We start from the raw sequence: 19,911 nt of genomic DNA on the forward strand, positions 1-19,911 counted from the left end.
GGCGCGTGGCTGCCTTCGGGGCACCCCCGTGCCCCCACGTCGAAGGAGCCGCAGGATGAGACAACGTCTGTTCGGTGGAGTGCTGGCGGGAGTGCTCGCCACGGGCGGGCTGTACGCCGTCGGGCCGTGGCAGTCCCAGGCGGCGCCGCCCGGGGAGAAGACCGTCACCGCGACGCTGTTCGAGACACCGTTCGCCACCGTCGGCAAGGCGTGCGCAGACACGCTCGGCCCGGCCGGTTACGGCTACGTCGAGGTGTCACCCGCCAGCGAGCACATCGCCGGGGACCAGTGGTGGACCTCGTACCAGCCCGTCAGTTACGAGATCGCGGGCCGACTCGGGGACGCCGACGCGTTCCGGAGCATGGCCGACGCCTGCCACGACGCCGGGGTGAAGGTGATCGCGGACGCCGTCGTCAACCACATGTCCGCGGGCTCCGGCACCGGGACCGGCGGCACGCAGTACGCGAAGTACGACTACCCCGGGCTCTACCAGGACGGCGACTTCCACGGCTGCCGCAGGGACATCGCCGACTACACCAACCGCGACGAGGTCCAGACCTGCGAACTCGTCGGGTTGGCGGACCTCGACACCGGCAGCGACGTCGTCCGTACGAAGATCGCCGCGTACCTCGACAGCCTGCGCGAGCTGGGCGCCGACGGCTTCCGCGTCGACGGTGCCAAGCACATGTCCGCCACCGACCTGGAGGCCGTCAAGGGGAAGATGGCCGACCCCGGCTTCTGGGTCTCCGAGGTCATCCACGGCGAGGGCGAACCGGTCCAGCCGGACGAGTACACCGGGATCGGCGACGTCGACGAGTTCCGCTACGGCACCCACCTCAAGAGCGCCTTCCAGAGCGGCGACCTGACCGGCCTCGGCGGCATCGGGGACGGCAAGCTGGACAGTGCCGCCGCCCGCACCTTCGTGGACAACTGGGACACCGAGCGGAACGGTTCGACGCTCACGTACAAGGACGGCGAACTGCACGCGCTCGCCAGCACCTTCATGCTCGCCCACCCGTACGGCTCGCCCAACGTCTTCTCCGGCTACGAGTGGACCGACAAGGACGCGGGCCCGCCCGGTGGCGGCGAGGGCTGGACCGGGATGCACGCGCGGCCGGGCATCACCGGCATGGTCGGCTTCCGGAACGCGGTCGGCGACGCCGAGTTGACGGACTGGTGGGCCGAGGGCGGCGCGCTCGCCTTCAGCCGGGGCGACCGCGGCTTCGTCGCCCTCAACGCGGGCGACGGGGAACTCCGGCGTACGTTCACCACCTCGCTGCCCAGCGGCACGTACTGCAACGTCGCCAAGGCCGCGCCCGGCGACTGCGGGGGCGACACCGTGACCGTCGCGGACGACGGGACGGTCGAGGCCGCGGTGCCCGCCAAGGGCGCCCTCGCGCTGCACGTGGACGCGCGGGAGTAGCGGAGACGGTTCGTGTGGGCCCCGGCCCTCCGTACGGTGGTTCGCCGTGCGGGGTGCCGGGGCCTCCGTCGTGTCCGGTCGCCCCCGGGTGCGATGTGCGGCCCACGTGCGCGGGAGGAGTGCCGGGAGGGGCCGTCAGCGGTGACCGGCGCCCTCGGCGCCGAGCAGCGCCAGCAGGGCGCTGAGCTGCGTCCGCTGCTCCGGCGAGAGCGGCGCGAGGATGCCCTCCGCCGCCGAACGCCGCGCCCTGCGCAGCTCCTTGAGCGCCGCCACCCCGTCCTCCGTCACCTCCAGCCGTACGACCCGGCGTGAGGCGGGGTCCGGTACGCGGCGCACCAGGTGCCGTTCCTCCAGGGCGTCGACGAGGGTGGTCACCGCGCGGGGTACCACGCCGAGCCGTTCCGCGACGTCCGCCATGCGCGGCGGCCCGTCGCTGCGCGCGACCGTGCGCAGCAGCCGCGACTGCGCGGGCGTGACGCCCAGCGGTGCGAGGTCGCGCTTGTACGCGTGCTGGAGCCGCCGGGTCAGTCCGAGCAACTGGTCGGCCAGGTCACCGGCGCTCGCGCCCGTCGCGTCCGCGGCCTCCGTCCGCGCGCGCAGCGGTCCCCCCGGTGTCGACCGCGGCGGGGACGGGTCGGCGGACGGCGGCGCGGAGCGGGCAGGCGGACGCGGGTTCGAATGCGGGGGCATGGGGCGCAGCGTAGCAGGACGAAACTCACTATGAGCTTAGGTAACAATGAACTATGCTCGCCGTCGTGCCCGGTGACCGCACCCTCCGCGGAGTCACCCGTACGCACACCGCACGTCCCATCCACCACACCGAGGAGCCCATTGCCCAGCCCCGACCCCGGACCCGTACCGCAGCCGTCCCCTCACCCGACCGAGCAACCCCCGTCGACCCCGACCACCCCACCCGCCCACATCCGCCGCATCCTGCGCCTCTTCCGCCCCTACCGCGCGCGCCTCGCCCTCGTCGGCCTGCTCGTCTGCGCGTCATCGCTCGTCTCCGTCGCCTCGCCGTTCCTGCTGCGCGAGATCCTCGACGTCGCGATCCCCGAACAGCGCACCGGGCTGCTCACGCTGCTCGCCCTCGGCATGATCCTCACCGCGGTCGTCACCAGTGTCTTCAGCGTCCTCCAGACGCTCATCAGCACCACCGTCGGGCAGCGCGTCATGCACGACCTGCGCACGGAGGTGTACGCGCGGCTCCAGAGCATGCCCCTGGCGTTCTTCACGCGCACCCGCACCGGCGAGGTCCAGTCCCGTATCGCCAACGACATCGGCGGCATGCAGGCCACCGTGACCTCCACCGCCACCTCCCTCGTCTCGAACCTCACCAGCGTCATCGCGACCATCGCAGCGATGCTCGCGCTGGACTGGCGGCTGACGCTGGTGTCCCTGGCGCTGCTGCCCTGCTTCGTCTGGATCAGCCGGAGGGTCGGCAACGAGCGCAAGCGGATCACCACCCAGCGGCAGAAGCAGATGGCGGCCATGTCCGCCGTCGTCATGGAGTCGCTGTCGGTCAGCGGCATCCTGCTCGGCCGCACCATGGGCCGCGCCGACTCCCTCACGCGCGACTTCGCGCAGGAGTCGGAACGCCTCGTGGACCTGGAGGTCCGCTCCAGCATGGCCGGGCGCTGGCGGATGGCGACGATCGGCATGATCATGGCGGCCGTCCCCGCGCTCCTCTACTGGTCCGCGGGTGTCCTCCTCCAGTTCGGCGGCCCGGTCTTCTCCCTCGGCACCCTGGTCGCGTTCGTCACCCTCCAGCAGGGCCTGCTGCGTCCCGCCGTCTCGCTGCTCTCCACGGGCGTCGACATGCAGGCGTCGCTGGCGCTGTTCCAGCGCATCTTCGAGTACCTCGACCTGCGCTCGGACATCGCCGAACCCGCCCGTCCCGTACGTCTCGCCCACGCGCGCGGCGACGTCCGCTTCGAGGACGTGACGTTCGCGTACGACGCCGACGCCCCCGAACCGACCCTGGACCGGATCGACCTGACCGTGCCCGCCGGGAGCAGCCTCGCCGTCGTCGGCCCGACCGGCTCCGGCAAGAGCACGCTGAGCTATCTGGTGCCGCGCCTGTACGACGTCACCTCGGGGCGCGTCACCCTCGACGGGACCGACGTACGCGACCTGGACTTCGCCTCGCTGTCCCGCGCGGTCGGCGTCGTCTCCCAGGAGACGTACCTCTTCCACGCCTCCGTCGCGGACAACCTCCGTTTCGCGAAGCCCGACGCGACCGACGACGAGCTTCGCGCCGCCGCGCGCGCGGCGCAGATCCACGACCACATCGCGGGCCTCCCGGACGGGTACGACACCCTCGTCGGTGAGCGCGGCTACCGCTTCTCCGGCGGTGAGAAGCAGCGCCTCGCCCTCGCCCGCACGATCCTTCGCGACCCGCCGGTGCTCATCCTGGACGAGGCGACGAGCGCGCTCGACACCCGTACCGAACGGGACGTGCAGGACGCCATCGACGCCCTGTCCGCGGGCCGCACCACGCTCACCATCGCGCACCGCCTGTCCACCGTGCGGGACGCCGACCAGATCGTCGTCCTCGACGCCGGGAGCGTCGTCGAACGCGGCACCCACGACGAACTCCTCGCGCTGGACGGCCGCTACGCCGCCCTCGTACGCCGCGACAGCACCGACGCCGTCGCGCCCACCTGACGGTCGGCCCTCCCCGGGCCACCCGAACCGGTCCGCACCATTCCGGTCCGCGCCATCGCGGTCCGTTCAGTCCAGGCCGTACGCGGGCAGCCCGTGCGCGGCGCCTCCCGCCAGCAGCCGCCGCGGCCCGGAGCCGACGCGTACGGCGAGTCGGCAGGGCGTGCCGCCGTCCGGTACGGGCTCCGGTTCGAAGGTGACGTACGCGAACCCGGCGTCCGGACCGCTCGCCCGCGCCAGCCGCTCCAACTCCGCCTCCGCCCGCGCCCACTCCCCGCGCGGCACGTACTGCCGCATGATCGAGTGCCAGACGACCGTCACCGTGCCCGGCTCGAGCGTGATCCCGGCGAGGAACTCGGTGACGCCCAGCCGCTCGACCCGCGCCGGTACCTCCGCGGCCAGCCGGAGCGCGCCCGCCAGCCGCGCCGCGCGCTCCCGCTGGTCGGGCCACAGGTACGCGCGCAACGCCAGCGCGCCGTCCGCCGACAGCGGGTCGACGGGGTGGAGGTCGCACCCGGCGCGTCCGACGACGTCCAGCGCGGGGTGCCGCCGGGCCGCGTCGGCCAGCCACGCCGGTACGGGGCCGCGCCAGGCGTCCACGGGCAGCCGTACGGGCGAGTCCGCCGGGCCCCAGGCGAGGCCCGGCGCCGCCTGGTGGAACCGGTCCGCGCGGAGGTTGAGGCCGCCGCTCGCCCCCAGCTCGAACAGCCGCACCGGGAGCGCCCCAGCGTCCCCCGCCGCGCCGCCCGCCCGTTCCGTCGACAGCCGCGCCACGGCGTACAGCGCGCCGGGCAGCAGCAGGTTCGCGCGCCCGGTCTCGTTCGTCTGCGGCGGGCGCGTCATCCAGTCGCGCACCCACGCGGTCGCGCCGTCGACGGTGCCGCGGAAGGTGTCCCAGACGGCCCGCGACCGGTCCGGTCCGGGCGCGCCGGGCGGGGCGTCCGCGTACAGGGCGGCCAGCTCGGGGGCCCCGCCGGTGAGTGCCAGCGCGTGGACGCCGCCCAGGAGCCGCAACGCGACGGCGTCCGGGCCGGGCGCGTCCTCGTACCCGGCGAGCACCCGCGCGCACACACCCCCGGCACGGACGTCGTGCGCCACGTACGGCAGCAGCGCCGCGTACAGCGGCGAGCCCAACTCGGCGCAGGAGCGGGCTTGCCAGTCGATCGATCGGGCGAGACGTTCGCGGGACATGGCTCCCCCTTCTACGCGGCACGCGCGCGGACGAGCCGCCACCGGTGAGCGGGGAGGCGCTACGCAGCGTGGCACGATGATCGCATGACGGAACTCACCCTTGTACGGGGCGACATCACGGAGCAGGCCGTCGACGCCGTGGTGAACGCCGCCAACTCGTCACTGCTGGGCGGCGGCGGTGTCGACGGCGCGATCCACCGCAGAGGCGGCCCGGAGATCCTCGCCGAGTGCCGTCGGCTGCGCGCGGGCCGCTACGGCGGCGGCCTGCCCACCGGCCACGCCGTGGCCACGACAGCCGGACGGCTCCCCGCGCAATGGGTGATCCACACGGTGGGGCCGGTCTGGGCCGCGGGCGACGACCGCTCGGCCCTCCTCGGGTCCTGCTACGCCGAGTCGCTGCGGGTCGCCGCCGAACTCGGCGCCCGTACGGTCGCGTTCCCCGCCGTCTCCACTGGTGTCTACGGCTGGCCCCTCGACGACGGCGCGCGCGTCGCCGTCCGTACGGTGCGCGAGGGCGTCGACAGTCCCCCCGGACGCTTCGACGAGGTGCGCTTCGTCGTCTTCGGCGAGTCCGCGGAGCGCGCCTTCACCACCGCGCTGGAGACGCTGTTCTGACCCGCGGAACCGACCTGCGCGGCCTCTGCTCCGTACGGGACCGCCCCGCGCGTCGGCCCGTACCGCCTCCCCGCGCGGTCAGGTCCGCAGCTCCAGCGGGTCGTGCTCGGTGAGGAGCTTGTCGACCCGCGCCTGCTCGACGCGGTGGGAGATCTCCTGCGTCTCCTGCCGGTCGCGCACGCACTTGGCGAGGGTGAAGGAGGAGCTGATCAGGAACAGCACGCCGAGCCCGAGGAAGCCGCGCTCCCACGGCCCGAGCGGCAGGTACACGACGCCCACGCCGACAGCGGCGAGGGACACACCGAAGGAGATCGTGGCCTGGGCCTGGAAAGCCGCCGTCGTCGGCCGCTGGATCTGTGTCGTCATGCGCTCATCGTGGCCGCGCGCCGACATGCGGTCATGAGTACGGGTACTCACTCAGCGGTAGAGCAGATGCCTGCGGCGCTTCCGCGTGAACTCCCGTACCTCGCCCGCCCACGCGGCGGCGATCTCGTCCGGCTCCCGGCCGTCGTCGACCATCTCGCGCAGCCGCGGCGAGCCGGACAGCTTGTCGATCCAGAACGGGCGCTCGGTGTCCGCGTCCTCGCGCCAGGCGAAGTCGTCGTAGCGGCGCGCCTCCACCAGCATCGCGACCGCCGTCAGTACCGGGCGGTAGCGCGCCGGGTCCGTGACGAAGACCTGCACGCCCCCGCACGTCTCGCCCTCGTGCTTGCTGAAGGTGGGCACGAAGTAGCCCTCGCGGAACCGCACGCCCGGCAGCCCGCGCGCGTTCAGCCGGTCGCTCAGGTGGTGGTCCAGGTACGGTGCGCCGATCAACTCGAAGGGGCGGGTCGTGCCGCGTCCCTCGGAGAGGTTCGTGCCCTCGAACCAGCCGGTACCGGGGTAGACGACGGCCGTGTCCGCCGTCGGCATGTTCGGTGACGGCGGCACCCACGGCAGCCCCTCGGTCGCGCCCACGTGCGACGGCCGCCAGCCGCGCATCTCCACGACCTCCAGCTCGACCCGGCCGCCGTCGCCCTCGTCGGGCAGCAGCTCGCCGTTGAAGTAGCGGGCCAGCTCACCGACGGTCATCCCGTGCTGCTGGATGATCGGCTTCAGGCCCACCCCGGAGGTGTACCCGTCCGTCATCATCGGGCCGTCCGCGCGGCGGCCCACCGGGTTCGGGCGGTCGAGCACGACGAACCGCGCACCGATGGAGCGGGCGGCGACCATCGCGTGGTACATCGTCCAGATGTACGTGTAGAAGCGGACGCCGACGTCCTGGATGTCGAACACGAGGGTGTCCGCGCCCGCCTTGGTGAACAGCTCCCGCATCTTCGCCGCGTCCGCGCCGTACGCGTCGTACACCGTCAGGCCCGTACGCGGGTCTTCGAACTCCGGCTCCGACTCGCCCGCCTGCGCGCTGCCGCGGAAGCCGTGCTCGGGGCCGAAGACGCCGACGACGTCGAGGTCGTCGCGGGCGGCCATGGAGTCGACGATGTGGCTGGTGTCGCGCAGGACGCCCGTCGGGTTGCTGATCACGCCCGTACGCCGACCGCGCAGCAGGGACCAGCCACGGGCGGCGGACAGCTCGGCGCCGGTGGTCACCCCGCGGGAGTGCGCGGCGGACGCGTCGGGCGCGGCGGCGCGCGCCTGCCCGGAGGTGAGCAGGGGAGTGGTCAGGGCGGCGGTGCCACCGGTGAGGAGTGAGCGGCGGGTAGGCATGCGGGGAAGCTATCCGTGCTCTCCCGGAGCGACAAGGGGCCGCACCCGACGACAAAGGTCCAGAGCAATGTCGTACGGGGGCGGCCCGTCCGTACGCCGCCCCCGTACGTCGCTCCCGTCCTACGCGGTGGTCGCGGTCGCCAGCCCCCGTACGTCCGTGCCCCCGTCCGGGGCGGGCGCCGCGTCCAGCAGCCGCCGTACGTCGCGGGCCGCCGCGCGCCCCGCCCGGTTGGCGCCGATGGTGCTCGCCGACGGCCCGTATCCCACGAGGTGCACCCTCGGGTCGCGGACCGCCCGGGTACCGTCCAGCCGTACGCCGCCGCCCGGTTCGCGCAGCCGGAGCGGCGCGAGGTGTGCGATGACCGGCCGGAAACCGGTGGCCCACAGGAGGGTGTCGGCCGCCGCCGTACGCCCGTCCGCCCACTCCACGCCGTCGGGCGTGACGCGCGCGAACATCGGCAGCCGCTCCAGCAGCCCGCTCGCTCGCGCGTCGCGTACCGCCTCCGACAGCGGCAGGCCCGTCACGGACACGACGCTGCGCGGCGGCAGCCCCACCCGTACGCGCTCCTCGACGCTCGCCACCGCCGCCCGGCCCTCGTACTCGCCGAACGGCCCCTCCCGGAACACCGGCGGTCGCCGCGTCACCCACGTCGTGGCCGCCGCCACCGGGCCGATCTCCAGCAGGTGCTGCACCGCGGACGTACCGCCGCCCACCACGACCACCCGCTTCCCGGTGAACACGTCCGAGTCGGGCCCCGGATAGCGGGACGTGTGCAACTGCCGCCCCCGGAACGTCTCCTGGCCCGGCACGCGCGGCCAGAACGGGCGATCCCAGGTGCCCGTCGCGCTGATCACGGCCCGCGTCGACCACGTCCCCGACCCGGTCTCGACGCGCAGCCGCCCGGGGCCGTCCTCCGGCGCGTCGCGTACGGCCGTCACGTCGACCGGGCGGCGTACGGCCAGGTCGAAGGCGCGCTCGTACGCGGCGAAGTAGCCGCCGACCACCTCGGCGGACGGCCGGGCCGGGTCGGCCCCGGTCAGCTCCATGCCGGGCAGCGCGTGCATGCCGTGCACCCTGCCGTACGTCAGCGTCGGCCACCGGAACTGCCAGGCGCCGCCGGGCGCGGGGGAGTGGTCCAGGACGACGAAGTCGCGGCCGGGCTCCATGCCGAGGCGGCGCAGGTGGTACGCGCTGGACAGGCCCGCCTGCCCGGCGCCGACGACCACCGCGTCCACGAACGTCATGTCCTCGTCCGTACGGGTGCCTTTCATGTCTCTGCCAACCACCGGAACCGCCCACGGCTTCCCGCGGAACGTCCCCCCCGGCGGACGTCGTTTCGGTCATCCGCCCACCGTCCGACGACACGTGCGGAGGGGCGGCACGGCAGGATGGGGCCATGACCGACGCACTGCGGACCCACGTCCTCGACCTCACCACCGGTGCGGACGAGACCGTCACCGACCTGACGCGCGACTGCGCGAAGTTCCTCGACCGGGTCGCGCGCGGCCGCGACGGGCTGCTCAACGTCTTCGTGCCGCACGCCACCGCGGGCGTCGCCGTCCTGGAGACCGGCGCGGGCGGCGACGACGACCTGCTCGCCGCCCTCCGCGACCTGCTGCCCGCCGACGACCGCTGGCGGCACCGGCACGGCAGCCCCGGCCACGGCCGCGACCACGTGCTGCCCGCGCTCGTACCGCCGCACGCCACCCTGCCGGTGCTCGCCGGGCGCCTGGAACTGGGCACCTGGCAGTCCGTCTGCCTCGTCGACACCAACCGCGACAACCCCCGACGGCAGGTGCGCCTCAGCTTCCTGGGCTGAGGGGCCGCCCGGAGGCGCGCGGGGCGTGACCGGAACCGTACGGTCCGGGAGGTGAGCCCGGCGGGTTGCCGGGTAGGCGGCAGGTCCCGGAACACCGGGCCCCCACGGGGACGAGCCCCGTACGGGAGCGAGTGGAGGAGCGGCAGTTGACTACCCGCGAGAAGAGAGGGTCCGACGCGGTGCGGTGGATTCCGCACGCCCGCCGCGTCGGCGCCTGGGACCACGGCCTGTTCGACCGTGTGGCCGCGCGCCACTGGCCGGGCGGCGACCGGGTGCTGCCCAGCCTGAGCCGCGCGGCCAACCACGGCGTGCTGTGGTTCGCCGCCGCCGCGGGGATGGCGGCGGTCGGCACGCCCCGGGGGCGGCGGGCCGCCGTACGCGGCGTCGCGTCGCTCGCGGTCGCCTCCGGCACCGTCAACACCCTCGGCAAGGGCGCCGTACGGCGTGCCCGCCCGCTCGTCGACACCGTGCCGGTGATACGCCGCCTGAGCCGCCAGCCGGTCACCACGTCCTTCCCGTCCGGGCACGCCGCGTCGGCCGCGGCGTTCGCCACGGGGGTGGCGCTGGAGTCGCCGCGCTGGGGCGCGGTGGTCGCGCCGGTGGCGGCGGCGGTGGCGTTCTCCCGCGTCTACACCGGCGTGCACTACCCCAGCGACGTGCTCGCGGGCGCGCTCCTCGGCGTGGGCGCGGCGTACGCCGTGCGCGGCGTCTCGCCCACGCGCGCCCAACTGCCCGCCCCGGCGCGTCCCGTGGCGGACGCGCCCCCGCTGCGCGACGGCGCGGGGCTGGTGCTGGTCGCGAACGTCTCCGCCGGGCAGCGCACGGCGGACCCGGCGTCCGACGGGGACGGCAACGGCGATGCGGACGGGGCGCCGGAGGGGGCGGACCGGATGGTCACGGACGGCGGCGCGGCCGGGCCCCGTACGGCCGACGGCGACCGTACGGCGACCGGGGGCGGCGCCGTCGCTGCGGGTGACGCCGTCGCCGCGAACGCCGCGCTGTCGACGGTCCGTTCGGCCCTCCCCGAGGCCGAGATCGTCGTCTGCGACCCGGCGTCCGGCTCCGTCACCGACGCCATGGAGAAGGCGGCGGCCCGCGCGTCGGATCAGAGCGGCGCGCTCGGCGTACTCGGCGGCGACGGCACCATCAACGCCGCCGCCACCGCCGCCCTGAGGTACGGGGTGCCGCTCGCGGTGCTGCCCGGCGGCACCCGCAACCACTTCGCCTACGACCTCGGCATCGAGACCGTCGCGGACGCCTGCCGCGCCGTGGCCGCGGGGGAGGCGGCGGGCGTCGACGTCGCCCGTTTCACGCCGGGGCCGGGGCGGGCGGAGGGGGACGGTGACGGCGGCGCTTCCGGCTACTTCCTCAACACGTTCAGCCTCGGCTCGTACCCCGAACTCGTACGCATCCGCGAACGTTGGGCCCCACGCATCGGTGCCTGGCCCGCCGGTGTCGTCGCCGGTGTGCACGTGCTGCGCACCTCGGGGCAGGTGGAGGCCGGACTGGGCGGCAGGCAGCGGCTGTTGTGGCAGCTGTTCGTCGGGAACTGCGCGTACAAGGGCATCGGCCTGGCGCCCGTACGACGCCGGGACCTGGCGGACGGGCTGCTCGACGTACGGGTGGTGCGCGGCGGCCGGTGGGCCCGCGCCCGACTGTTCGCGGCGGCGCTCACCAGTGTCGTTAACCGTTCGCCGTTGCACAGCACCGCACGACTTCGGCGGCTGCGGATCAACGACATCCCCTCCGGCACGCTGCTCGCGTACGACGGGGAGGTCGCGGAGGCACCCGCCGAACTGCTCGTCGACAAGCTCCACGAGGCCCTGACGGTCTACCGGCCGCTGCCCGCCTGACGCACCCAGTCGTACGCCCGCCCCGGGTCGAACTCCACCTGCCCGCCCGGGAAGACCAGCCCCGCGGAGGCGAACGCCGCGTCCCCGGCCGCGCCGTGCGCGTACGGCACCGCGACGCATCGCATCCCCGCCCGGCGCGCCGCCTCCACGCCGGGCGGCGCGTCCTCCACCACCACGCAGTCCGCGGGCGCGGCGCCCACCAGGCGGGCCGCCTCCAGGAACACGTCCGGCGCCGGTTTCCCCCGCCCGACGTCCTCCGCCGAGACGCGCACCGGCAGCAGCCGGTCGAGCGCGGTGTCCGACAGCACGGCGTCGATGGCCGTACGGGACGAACCCGACGCGACCGCCAGCGGATGGCCGCCCGCGTGCAGCCGTTCCACCAGCTGCTGCATCGGGGCGTAGACCTGGGCGGAGGAGCGGGCCAACGCCAGGTAGGCGGTGTTCTTCTCCGCCAGCAACGCGTCCACCGGGGCGGAGATCCCGTACCGCGCGCGCAGGGTCTCCACCGTCTCCCGGGTGCCGATGCCGATGAAGCGCTCGTGCTCCTCCCAGGTGAAGCCCGGTACGCCGTGCGCGGCCAGGACGGTGTGTGCCGCCGCGAAGTAGTGCGGCTCGCTGTCGACGAGGGTGCCGTCCAGGTCGAAGATCACCGGGACGGGGAGGGATGGGCTCATGGCGCCAGCTTGCCAACTATCCGGCGCGGTGGGCCGACAGGGGCTACCCGAACGAGTTCTGCCGGTCCTCACCCGTTGTCCACCAGACCCCGAGCCGCTGCCGCGTCAGCCGCCAACCGCCGTTGTTCTGGCCCCCGTCCGCGGCGCCGTCGTCGCGGCGGAACTCCCAGTCGTACGGGCCGCCCATCGCGTACGGCGCCGTGTCGAGCCCGGGAGCGGTGACGGCGACGAACCACATGTAGCCGGTGCCCGTCGCCCGTCCGTGTTCGGCGTCCACGTCGAAGTCCAGGTTGAGGAGATGGTGCTGCATGCTCGGGTACGCCGACTCCGCCTCCTCCACCCTGGCCCGGATCGCGTCCCTGCCGCGCACCTCCTCCCACGGTCCGAACTCCAGCACCGCGTCCTCGGCCCAGCAGCCGATCCACGTACCCCAGTCCCTGCGGTCCAGCGCCCACCAACCGCGGTGCAGCAGGGAGCGCAGCGCCTCCCGGTCCTCCAGCAGCCGGAGCCTGCGCTCCAGGGCGCAGTGTCCGGGCCGTGCGGCCGGTGTGTCCTGTCCGGTCGTGGTGCGGGGCATGTCGGGTCCTTCCCAGGGGAGTGTCGAGGGGCGCGGCGGGCGTACGCGGTGACGCGTACGCCCCGCCGGGCACCCATGCTCCGGCGGGGGACGGGGGAGTGGCCAGGGCGGGACGTTCCTGGGGGCGGCGCACCCGGGCGGGCGGGCGGCGCGGGCACTCGCCGACGGCCCTACCGCGCGCGAGCCGGGGCGGGAGCGTCCGGCGCCGTCAGGTGTCCGGCGTCTCCTCGGGCACCGTCGTCGCCAGGGCGCGCAGGCCGTCGCGCAGCACGTCCTCACCGATCCCCCCGAAGAGCGCCTGCTGCACGATGAAGCCCTGGGCGAGGGACATCAGGGTGCGTACGACGTGCTCGGTGGGGACGTCGGTACGCAGGCGCCCGGCCCGCTGGTACGCGTGGACCAGGGCGTTCCACACGAGGCGCATGTCCTCGTAGCCGTCGTCGAGGGCCATGGCCAGCCGCTCGTCCCGCAGGGTCTCGCCCCAGACCTGGAGTATCAGCCCGGCGAACGTGCCGATGTCGGTGCCCGCCCGCCGCGCCTGCTCCGTCAGCGCGTGGGTGAGCACGCCGCTGACGACGTCCTCGAACGGGCGGGCGGGCGCCTCGCGGGCGGCGTCCCGGAAGCTCTCCCGCATGTACGTGAACGCCTCGGCGGCCACCGCCTTGATCAGCTCGTCCTTGCTGCGGAAGTAGCGGTAGACCGCTCCGGACGACAGCTCGGTCTCCTGGAACACGTCCTGCATGGAGGTGGCGTGGAAGCCGTTGCGGGCGAAGCAGCGCCGCGCGCCGTCGATGATCTGCTGCCGTCGGGCGTCGAGGTGTGCCTGGGAAACGCGTGCCATGCGTCTCAGGCTAAAACGAACGTTCTTTCTTGAAAAGTGGCCCTCAGGGGTTCACAGTGAACTCGTAAAACGAACGATCCTTCTACGAGCAGGGGTTTCCATGTCACAGGTCCGCAGCATGATCGTGGTCGTCCTCGTGGTGCCGGCCGTGATCGCGTTCTCCCTGTGGGCGTTCCTCTGGCCCAGCGCCCGCCTCGCCCCACGGGACCTGCCCCTGGGAGTCGCCGGGGCCACCGCGGCCGTCGCACCGGTCAAGGCCCAACTGGAGAAGCGCGAGGGCGCGTTCGAGGTGCACGGCTACCCCGACGCGGCCGCCGCGCGCACGGCCATCAAGGAGCGGGAGGTGTACGGCGCCGTCGTCGTCACCGACCGGGGCCCCCGCCTCCTCGTCGCCTCCGCGGCCGCCCCGACCGTCGCGCAGCTGCTCACCGAGTCCCTCGGCGAGCGCGACGGACGTACGGTGCCCACCGAGGACGTCGTCCCCCTCCCGGAGAACGACCCGCGCGGCACGGCGCTCAACTCCAGCGCCCTGCCCATGGCGTTGGCGGGCATCGCCATGGGCGCCGCCGTCAGCACCCTCGGCCTGCGCGGTCTCCGGGCCCTGGTGACCGTACTGGCGGCCGCCACCGTCATCGGACTCGTCGCCGCGGCCGTCACGGACAGCTGGCTCGGCGCCCTCGCCGGCGACTGGTGGGCCGAGGCGGGCGCCTTCGCGCTGGCCGCCCTCGCGGGCGGTGCCACGGTCGCGGGCTTCGCCGCACTGCTCGGCCCGGCCGGGATCGGGCTCGGCGCGCTGGTCATCATGCTGCTCGGCAACCCCTTCTCCGGCGTCACCAGCGCGCCCCAGCTGCTGCCCGAACCGGTCGGCACGCTCGGCCAGTTGCTCCCGCCCGGCGCGGGCGGCAGCCTGCTGCGCTCCGTGGCGTACTTCGACGGGCACGGCGTCGCCGGTCCCCTCGCCACCCTCGGTGTCTGGACCGTGCTCGGGCTCGCGCTGGTCCTCCTGGGCCCCGTACTCCGTGCCCGCCGTACGGCCGACGCCTCCGCCGCCGCCGGGGCACCCGCGTAGGAGGCGCCCGCCGCACCCCGGTGACCTGCCGCTAAGGTGCCCATGCCGGGGCGCGCCGGGCCGGGGCGCCGTACAGCTTGGAGGCCGGAATGACGTCGTCGCCCGTACACCCTCTCGACCTGCTCGCCGTCGACGGACTGCTGACCGACGAGGAACGCGAGATCCGCAGCACCGTACGGACCTTCGGAGCGCGCGAGCTGCGGCCCCACGTGGCCGACTGGTTCGAGGAGGGCGAGATCCCCGCCCGCGAACTGGCCCGCCGCCTCGGCGAGCTCGGCGTCCTGGGCATGCACCTGGAGGGGTACGGCTGCGCGGGCACCAACACCGTCGCGTACGGCCTCGCCTGCCACGAACTGGAGGCCGTCGACTCCGGGCTGCGCAGCCTGGTGTCGGTGCAGGGCTCGCTCGCCATGTACGCGATCTGGAAGTACGGCACGGAGGAGCAGAAGCAGCAGTGGCTGCCTGGGATGGCGGCGGGTGAGAAGATCGGCTGCTTCGGCCTCACCGAACCCGACGCGGGCTCCGACCCGGCCTCGATGCGCACCCACGCCCGTCGCGACGGCGCCGACTGGGTGCTGAACGGCACCAAGATGTGGATCACGAACGGCTCCGTGGCGGACGTCGCCGTCGTCTGGGCCCGCGCGGACGACGGCATCCGCGGCTTCCTCGTCCCGGCGGGCACCCCCGGCTTCAGCGCCCCCGCCATCAAGAAGAAGCTGTCCCTGCGCGCGAGCGTGACCGCCGAACTGGTCCTGGAGGACGTACGGTTGCCCGCCGACGCCGTGCTGCCCCACGTACGCGGCCTCTCCGGGCCCCTCGGCTGCCTCACCGAGGCGCGCTTCGGCATCATCTTCGGCGCGCTCGGTGCCGCCCGCGACTGCCTGGAGACGGCGCTGTCGTACGCGGCAGAGCGCACCGTCTTCGACCGCTCCCTCGCCTCGTACCAGCTCACCCAGCAGAAACTGGCCGACATGGCCGTGGAGCTGGGCAAGGGCATGCTGCTCGCCGTGCACCTCGGGCGGCTCAAGGACTCGGGAAAGCTGACACCCGAGCAGATCAGCGTGGGCAAGCTGAACAACGTGCGCGAGGCCATCGCCATCGCCCGCGAGTGCCGCACCATCCTCGGCGCCAACGGCATCACGCTGGAGTACCCGGTGCTGCGCCACGCCAACAACCTGGAGTCGGTGCTGACCTACGAGGGCACCAGCGAGGTGCACACCCTCGTCATCGGCAAGGCGCTGACGGGCGAGGCCGCCTTCCGCTGAGGCCGCCCACCATCCCGGTCACGCAGGTGTACGAGGGGCCCGCGCCGACGGTCGCGGGCCCCTCCCGTCGGTGCGGCACCGGGCCCTGACCTGCCCGCACCGGCTGCTACGGTCCTCCCGATCATCGTCACCGACGGAAGGCCCAGCAGTGACCACCGACAGCCCGGCGGGGTCCTCCGCGCCGTCCTCGCCGGCGGACCGCGCCTACATCGGCTCGTTCACCTCGGCCGGAGGCCGCGGCGTCACCACGGCCGTCGTCGCACCCGACGGCGGGCTCCACCCCATGCACCACACGGACCGGGCGCTGCCCGACCCCTCGTACCTCGCGATCCGCCCCGGTCTGCTCTACGCCGTCTGCGAGACCGAGTCCGGTACGGCCGCGGCGCTGTCACTGGCCGACCGCGACCGCCCGGAGCCGCTGGGCGAACCGGTGCCCGTACGGGGCGCCGGGCCGACGCATCTGGTGCTCGCGGGCGGCCGGTTGTTCACCGCCAACTACACCTCCGGCAGCGTCAGCGCGCTGCCCCTGCGCGCGGACGGCACCCTCGGCGGCCAGCCCTCCGTACACCCGCACCGGGGCTCCGGACCCGACACGGGACGGCAGCGCGGACCGCACGCGCACGCGGTGGTGCCCGCGCCCTCCGGACGCTGGCTGCTCGCGGCGGACCTCGGTACGGACTCCGTGTGGATCTACGACCTCGAAACGGACGCGGACGCGGGCGGTGGCGCCGTGCGACCGTACGGCGAGGTACGGCTGCGGCCGGGCAGCGGGCCGCGCCAGATCGCGTTCCACCCCGGAGGGCGCCACGCGTACGTGACCTGCGAACTCGACGCCACCGTCACCGTCTGCCATTGGGACGACGCGGCGGGAACGCTGGTACCCGTCGCCGAGACGCCGCTCGTAGGTCCGGAGGCGACCGGCGAGAGCTACCCGTCCGAGCTGGTGGTGCGGGCCGACGGGCGCTTCGCCTGGGCCGCCGTACGCGGCCAGGACCACATCGCCGTACTGGCGCTCGGCGGGGACGGGGGCACAGCGGAACTCGTCGACACCGTCCCCTGCGGCGGGCACTGGCCCCGGGGTCTGGCACTGCACCCCTCGGAGCGGTGGCTGTACGCGGCCAACGAGCGTTCCGGGGACGTCACCTGGTTCGTGCCCGACGCCCGTACGGGGACACCGCGCCGGGCCGGATCGGTGGAGGCGCCCGCCGCCTCGTGCGTGGTCTTCGGCTGACGTCGGCGCCCCCGGCAGCTCTCGACGCGCACCCGCCCGGTGCTCCTCCGTACCGGGCGGGCGTGTCCCGAGAACTGCGTATCCGGTGCGCGTCAGCGCATCGGCATGCCCATGCCCTGCGGCTGCTGCGGCAGCCCGAGCTTCGCGGCGTACGCGGAAGCGACGAGCTTGCCCAGCGACGGGTAGGCGCCCAGCGGCTCGGCCGTCGGGCACTCCGCCTCCTCCGCCGCCGCGGCGAGCAGGCCCTCAGGGACCTCGGGGCCGATCAGGCAGGGCGCGACGGCCAGCTGCTGCGAACCGGACTCCCGCAGCTGACCGGCGATCCGCGCCACCGCGCCGTCGTCGTCCAGCCCCGCGGCCAGCACCGGGACCGCGAGCCGGGCCGCGAGCAGCATCCCCGTGATGCCCGCTGCCTGCACGGCCTCCTCGCCACCGATGGTGGCCAGGATGATGCCGTCCGCCGCCGTTGCGACCGTGAACAGGCGCGCCCGGTCGGCGCGTGCGAGACCCGCCTCCGAGAGCTTCACGTGGACGGCCTCCGCGAGGAGCGGGTGCGGGCCGAGCACGTCGGTCAGCTCCGAGCCGGAGCCGCTGCTGAGCACCGCCTGCCGTATCTGCCGCATCTGGCTCGCGTCCGGACCCGCCAGCAGCGGCACCACGACGGCGGCGGGCGCCTCGGGGCCACCCTCGGCGGACGACTCCTCCCCCTGCTCTTCCGCCGTGGCGCGCTCCTCCGCGGCCTGCGTGAGAACCGCGTCGAGTGCGGGGAACTCCTCGCCGCCGCCGTCCACGTAGCCCACCCGGGCGTCCAGACCGGGCAGCTCGGAGCGCGCGATGCTCACGATCTCGGAGGCCAGGCCCCGCGTCGCCGTGGACGGCTCGCCGGGGACGGCGAGCACCAGAGCCGGGGCGTTCTCCGGCGCCACCACGGGCTCAGGCCGGCGGTGCCGTCCGGACTGGCGAGGGCGCGGCATTCGTACGGGCAGGCCGTTGTCCGGCCCAGTGGGGGAGCTCATGTCGCCGCATGTTAATGCCTTGGTGGTACCGACTGTCGAGGCGGGGGAGGACGGTCCGGTTATGCACCTTTTGTGGCGCGTGTCGTCGTGCACTCCAAGGGGTGTGCCCTCAGCTGACGGTGAGCAGCGGCGAGCCTGTGGGCAGCCGCAACGCGTTCACGCTCAAACGGGTCGCGACCAGCAGCGCTCCGTCCAGCGGGTCGCCCGCGGCGGTCACCGCGCGCGCGTGCGGGAGGCGTACGGCGAGCTGCTCCCGTACCGGTTCCAGCAGGGCCGTGCCGGAGCGGAACAGCCCGCCCGTGAGCGCCACCCGCGGGTGCGCGTCCGACACCGCCCCGGCGCCGTCCGGTCCCGTGTCCTCAGCCCCGGCGCGGTCCGTCGTCGCGTCGTTCGCCGTGGGGTCCGCCGTGGGTTCCGTCGTCGTGCGGTCCGGGCGCGCGTCCTCCGCGGGCGGGCACACGGCGGCGGCGGTGGCGGCGATCTCCTCGGCCGCCCGGCGGACGATCCCCGCCGCGACCGGGTCGACGCCCCCACCGTCCACACCGGACGCGCAGCGCAGTACCTCCGGCGCGAACGACGCCAGCACCGCGGGGCGATCCGTACGCGGATACAGCACTGCGGGCAGGCCGTCGACACGGCAGTCGAACAGCAGCTCCGCGCGCTTCCGCAACGCGGCCGAGCCGCCCGCCCGGCCGTCGAACGCCCGGAGCGCGGCGTCCAGACCCGCCTGCCCGATCCAGGCACCGCCACCGCGGTCACCGAGGAGGTGCCCCCAGCCGTCCGCCCGCCGCCAGCCGCGAAGGTCCGTTCCGAGCGCGATCATTCCCGTGCCCGCCGCCACCACCGCTCCGGGCTCCTCGCCGAGGGCCCCCGCGTACGCGGTCACCGCGTCGGCGGCCAGCGCCAGTCGGCACACGCCGAGCGCCTCGGCCAGGGCCGCGGGCAGGGTCGCGCGCAACCCCGCGCCGAGCGTCGCCATACCGGCCGCGCCCACGCAGACCGTGTCGACGCGTCCACCGCCCGCCTCCGCCAGCAGGGAACGGGCGGCGGGCAGCAACTGCTCCAGCAGGTGCGTGGCGTCGATCCCGGCCGCGCCCGTACGCACGGGCTCGGCCGACACCGTACGGCCCACCGCTCCCGGCACCCCCTGCGCGCCTGCGGCGGATGTGGCGGCCGACGTCTCCGTACCCGCGGGGGCGAGTGCCGTACGCAGGCCGGAGCCGCCCGAGTCGACTCCGAGCACCCAGCGCGCGGTCACGGCAGGCGCCAGTCCACGGGGGGCGCGTCCTGCTGGGCCAGCAGGTCGTTGACGCGGCTGAACGGGCGGGAGCCGAAGAAACCGCGGTCGGCCGACATGGGCGACGGATGCGAGGACTCGACGGCGGGGAGGCCGCCGAGGAGGGGCCGCAGATTGCGGGCGTCCCGGCCCCACAGCACCGACACCAGCGGTCGGCCGCGGGCGACCAGCGCCCGGATGGCCTGCTCCGTGACCTCTTCCCAGCCCTTGCCGCGGTGGGCGGCGGGCTTGCGGGGCGCGGTCGTCAGCGCCCTGTTGAGGAGGAGGACGCCCTGCTCCGTCCACGGGGTGAGGTCCCCGTTGGACGGGCGGGGGAGACCCAGGTCGCTGTGCAGCTCCCGGAAGATGTTCTCCAGGCTGCCCGGCAGGGGGCTGACCTCGGGCGCCACCGAGAAGCTGAGCCCCACCGCGTGACCGGGCGTCGGATACGGGTCCTGCCCGACGACGAGCACACGCACCTCGTCGAACGGCTGCTGGAAGGCCCGCAGGACATTCGCCCCCGCCGGGAGGTACGTCCTGCCCGCGGCGATCTCCGCGCGCAGGAAGTCACCCATGGCGGCGACCCGTTCGGCCACCGGTTCCAGCGCCTTCGCCCAGCCCGGTTCAACGATCTCATTCAACGCTCGTGCAGCCACGAGCGGTCACTCTAGTGCGTCGAGGGTGGTGCCCCG

19 protein-coding genes are annotated in these 19,911 nt (G+C 74.4%); 8 read left to right on the forward strand and 11 right to left on the reverse strand.

The window, feature by feature from the left end:
• Positions 1-55 precede the first annotated feature (55 nt).
• Positions 56-1,423 (forward strand): alpha-amylase family protein, encoded by a 1,368-nt coding sequence (locus D7M15_RS27375; protein WP_121519936.1) that lies wholly within the window; start codon positions 56-58, stop codon positions 1,421-1,423.
• A 135-nt stretch (positions 1,424-1,558) separates the two neighbouring features.
• Here D7M15_RS27375 and D7M15_RS27380 read toward each other — a convergent pair whose 3' ends face one another.
• Positions 1,559-2,113 carry a MarR family transcriptional regulator gene (locus D7M15_RS27380; protein ID WP_121519937.1) on the reverse strand — a complete coding sequence of 185 codons (555 nt, stop codon included), beginning with the start codon at positions 2,111-2,113 and terminating at the stop codon, positions 1,559-1,561.
• Between the two features lie 231 nt (positions 2,114-2,344).
• Between D7M15_RS27380 and D7M15_RS27385 the strand changes: the two genes are divergently transcribed.
• On the forward strand, positions 2,345-4,090 hold the full coding sequence (locus D7M15_RS27385; protein ID WP_276314496.1) for an ABC transporter ATP-binding protein: 1,746 nt from the start codon (positions 2,345-2,347) through the stop codon (positions 4,088-4,090).
• A 66-nt stretch (positions 4,091-4,156) separates the two neighbouring features.
• Here the strand turns inward: D7M15_RS27385 and D7M15_RS27390 are convergent, their stop codons facing one another.
• Positions 4,157-5,278: a DUF2332 domain-containing protein gene (locus D7M15_RS27390; RefSeq protein WP_121519939.1), complete on the reverse strand. Its 1,122-nt coding sequence runs from the start codon at positions 5,276-5,278 to the stop codon at positions 4,157-4,159.
• A gap of 84 nt (positions 5,279-5,362) precedes the next feature.
• Between D7M15_RS27390 and D7M15_RS27395 the strand changes: the two genes are divergently transcribed.
• Positions 5,363-5,893, forward strand: a complete 531-nt coding sequence (locus D7M15_RS27395) for an O-acetyl-ADP-ribose deacetylase (protein WP_121519940.1) — start codon at positions 5,363-5,365, stop codon at positions 5,891-5,893.
• A gap of 78 nt (positions 5,894-5,971) precedes the next feature.
• On the opposite strand, the gene D7M15_RS27400 is transcribed toward D7M15_RS27395, so the two are convergent.
• The 3 genes from D7M15_RS27400 to D7M15_RS27410 form a co-directional block, all read right to left on the reverse strand.
• Entirely contained in the window at positions 5,972-6,259 is a 288-nt protein-coding gene (locus tag D7M15_RS27400; protein WP_121521520.1) for a YiaA/YiaB family inner membrane protein, read from the reverse strand.
• A gap of 51 nt (positions 6,260-6,310) precedes the next feature.
• Positions 6,311-7,597, reverse strand: coding sequence for a DUF1343 domain-containing protein (locus D7M15_RS27405; protein ID WP_121519941.1), 1,287 nt, complete (start codon positions 7,595-7,597; stop codon positions 6,311-6,313).
• A 120-nt stretch (positions 7,598-7,717) separates the two neighbouring features.
• Complete coding sequence (locus tag D7M15_RS27410; RefSeq protein WP_240649523.1) at positions 7,718-8,869, reverse strand: NAD(P)-binding domain-containing protein; 1,152 nt, start codon at positions 8,867-8,869, stop codon at positions 7,718-7,720.
• A gap of 125 nt (positions 8,870-8,994) precedes the next feature.
• On the opposite strand from D7M15_RS27410, the gene D7M15_RS27415 reads away from it, so the two are divergent.
• Complete coding sequence (locus D7M15_RS27415) at positions 8,995-9,417, forward strand: YjbQ family protein (protein WP_121519942.1); 423 nt, start codon at positions 8,995-8,997, stop codon at positions 9,415-9,417.
• 179 nt (positions 9,418-9,596) lie between these two features.
• Positions 9,597-11,270, forward strand: coding sequence for a bifunctional phosphatase PAP2/diacylglycerol kinase family protein (locus tag D7M15_RS27420; RefSeq protein WP_240649750.1), 1,674 nt, complete (start codon positions 9,597-9,599; stop codon positions 11,268-11,270).
• Here the strand turns inward: D7M15_RS27420 and D7M15_RS27425 are convergent.
• From D7M15_RS27425 to D7M15_RS27435, 3 genes are all read right to left on the reverse strand, one after another.
• On the reverse strand, positions 11,249-11,944 hold the full coding sequence (locus D7M15_RS27425; protein ID WP_121519943.1) for an HAD family phosphatase: 696 nt from the start codon (positions 11,942-11,944) through the stop codon (positions 11,249-11,251). The genes D7M15_RS27420 and D7M15_RS27425 overlap by 22 nt on opposite strands.
• Before the next feature lie 43 nt (positions 11,945-11,987).
• Positions 11,988-12,521 (reverse strand): nuclear transport factor 2 family protein, encoded by a 534-nt coding sequence (locus D7M15_RS27430; RefSeq protein WP_121519944.1) that lies wholly within the window; start codon positions 12,519-12,521, stop codon positions 11,988-11,990.
• Positions 12,522-12,729: 208 nt separating this feature from the next.
• On the reverse strand, positions 12,730-13,362 hold the full coding sequence (locus tag D7M15_RS27435) for a TetR/AcrR family transcriptional regulator (RefSeq protein ID WP_121519945.1): 633 nt from the start codon (positions 13,360-13,362) through the stop codon (positions 12,730-12,732).
• Between the two features lie 100 nt (positions 13,363-13,462).
• On the opposite strand from D7M15_RS27435, the gene D7M15_RS27440 reads away from it, so the two are divergent.
• The 3 genes from D7M15_RS27440 (at position 13,463) to D7M15_RS27450 (ending at position 16,927) form a co-directional block, all read left to right on the forward strand.
• On the forward strand, positions 13,463-14,431 hold the full coding sequence (locus tag D7M15_RS27440; protein WP_121519946.1) for an ABC transporter permease: 969 nt from the start codon (positions 13,463-13,465) through the stop codon (positions 14,429-14,431).
• 89 nt (positions 14,432-14,520) lie between these two features.
• A complete protein-coding gene (locus D7M15_RS27445) occupies positions 14,521-15,696 on the forward strand; it encodes an acyl-CoA dehydrogenase family protein (protein WP_121519947.1) in 1,176 nt (391 codons plus the stop codon).
• A 148-nt stretch (positions 15,697-15,844) separates the two neighbouring features.
• Positions 15,845-16,927, forward strand: coding sequence for a lactonase family protein (locus D7M15_RS27450; RefSeq protein WP_121519948.1), 1,083 nt, complete (start codon positions 15,845-15,847; stop codon positions 16,925-16,927).
• Positions 16,928-17,019: 92 nt separating this feature from the next.
• On the opposite strand, the gene D7M15_RS27455 is transcribed toward D7M15_RS27450, so the two are convergent.
• From D7M15_RS27455 to D7M15_RS27465, 3 genes are all read right to left on the reverse strand, one after another.
• Positions 17,020-17,943 (reverse strand): hypothetical protein, encoded by a 924-nt coding sequence (locus D7M15_RS27455; RefSeq protein WP_206337436.1) that lies wholly within the window; start codon positions 17,941-17,943, stop codon positions 17,020-17,022.
• A 109-nt stretch (positions 17,944-18,052) separates the two neighbouring features.
• Complete coding sequence (locus D7M15_RS27460) at positions 18,053-19,201, reverse strand: BadF/BadG/BcrA/BcrD ATPase family protein (protein WP_121519950.1); 1,149 nt, start codon at positions 19,199-19,201, stop codon at positions 18,053-18,055.
• The gene (locus D7M15_RS27465; RefSeq protein WP_121519951.1) at positions 19,198-19,875 is read right to left on the reverse strand and encodes a uracil-DNA glycosylase; all 678 of its coding nucleotides are present in this window, start codon (positions 19,873-19,875) and stop codon (positions 19,198-19,200) included. The genes D7M15_RS27460 and D7M15_RS27465 overlap by 4 nt, the downstream gene beginning before the upstream one ends.
• Positions 19,876-19,911: the final 36 nt, after the last annotated feature.

The sequence above is a fragment of the Streptomyces sp. Z26 genome (assembly GCF_003665095.1).
Classification (GTDB): domain Bacteria; phylum Actinomycetota; class Actinomycetes; order Streptomycetales; family Streptomycetaceae; genus Streptomyces; species Streptomyces phytohabitans.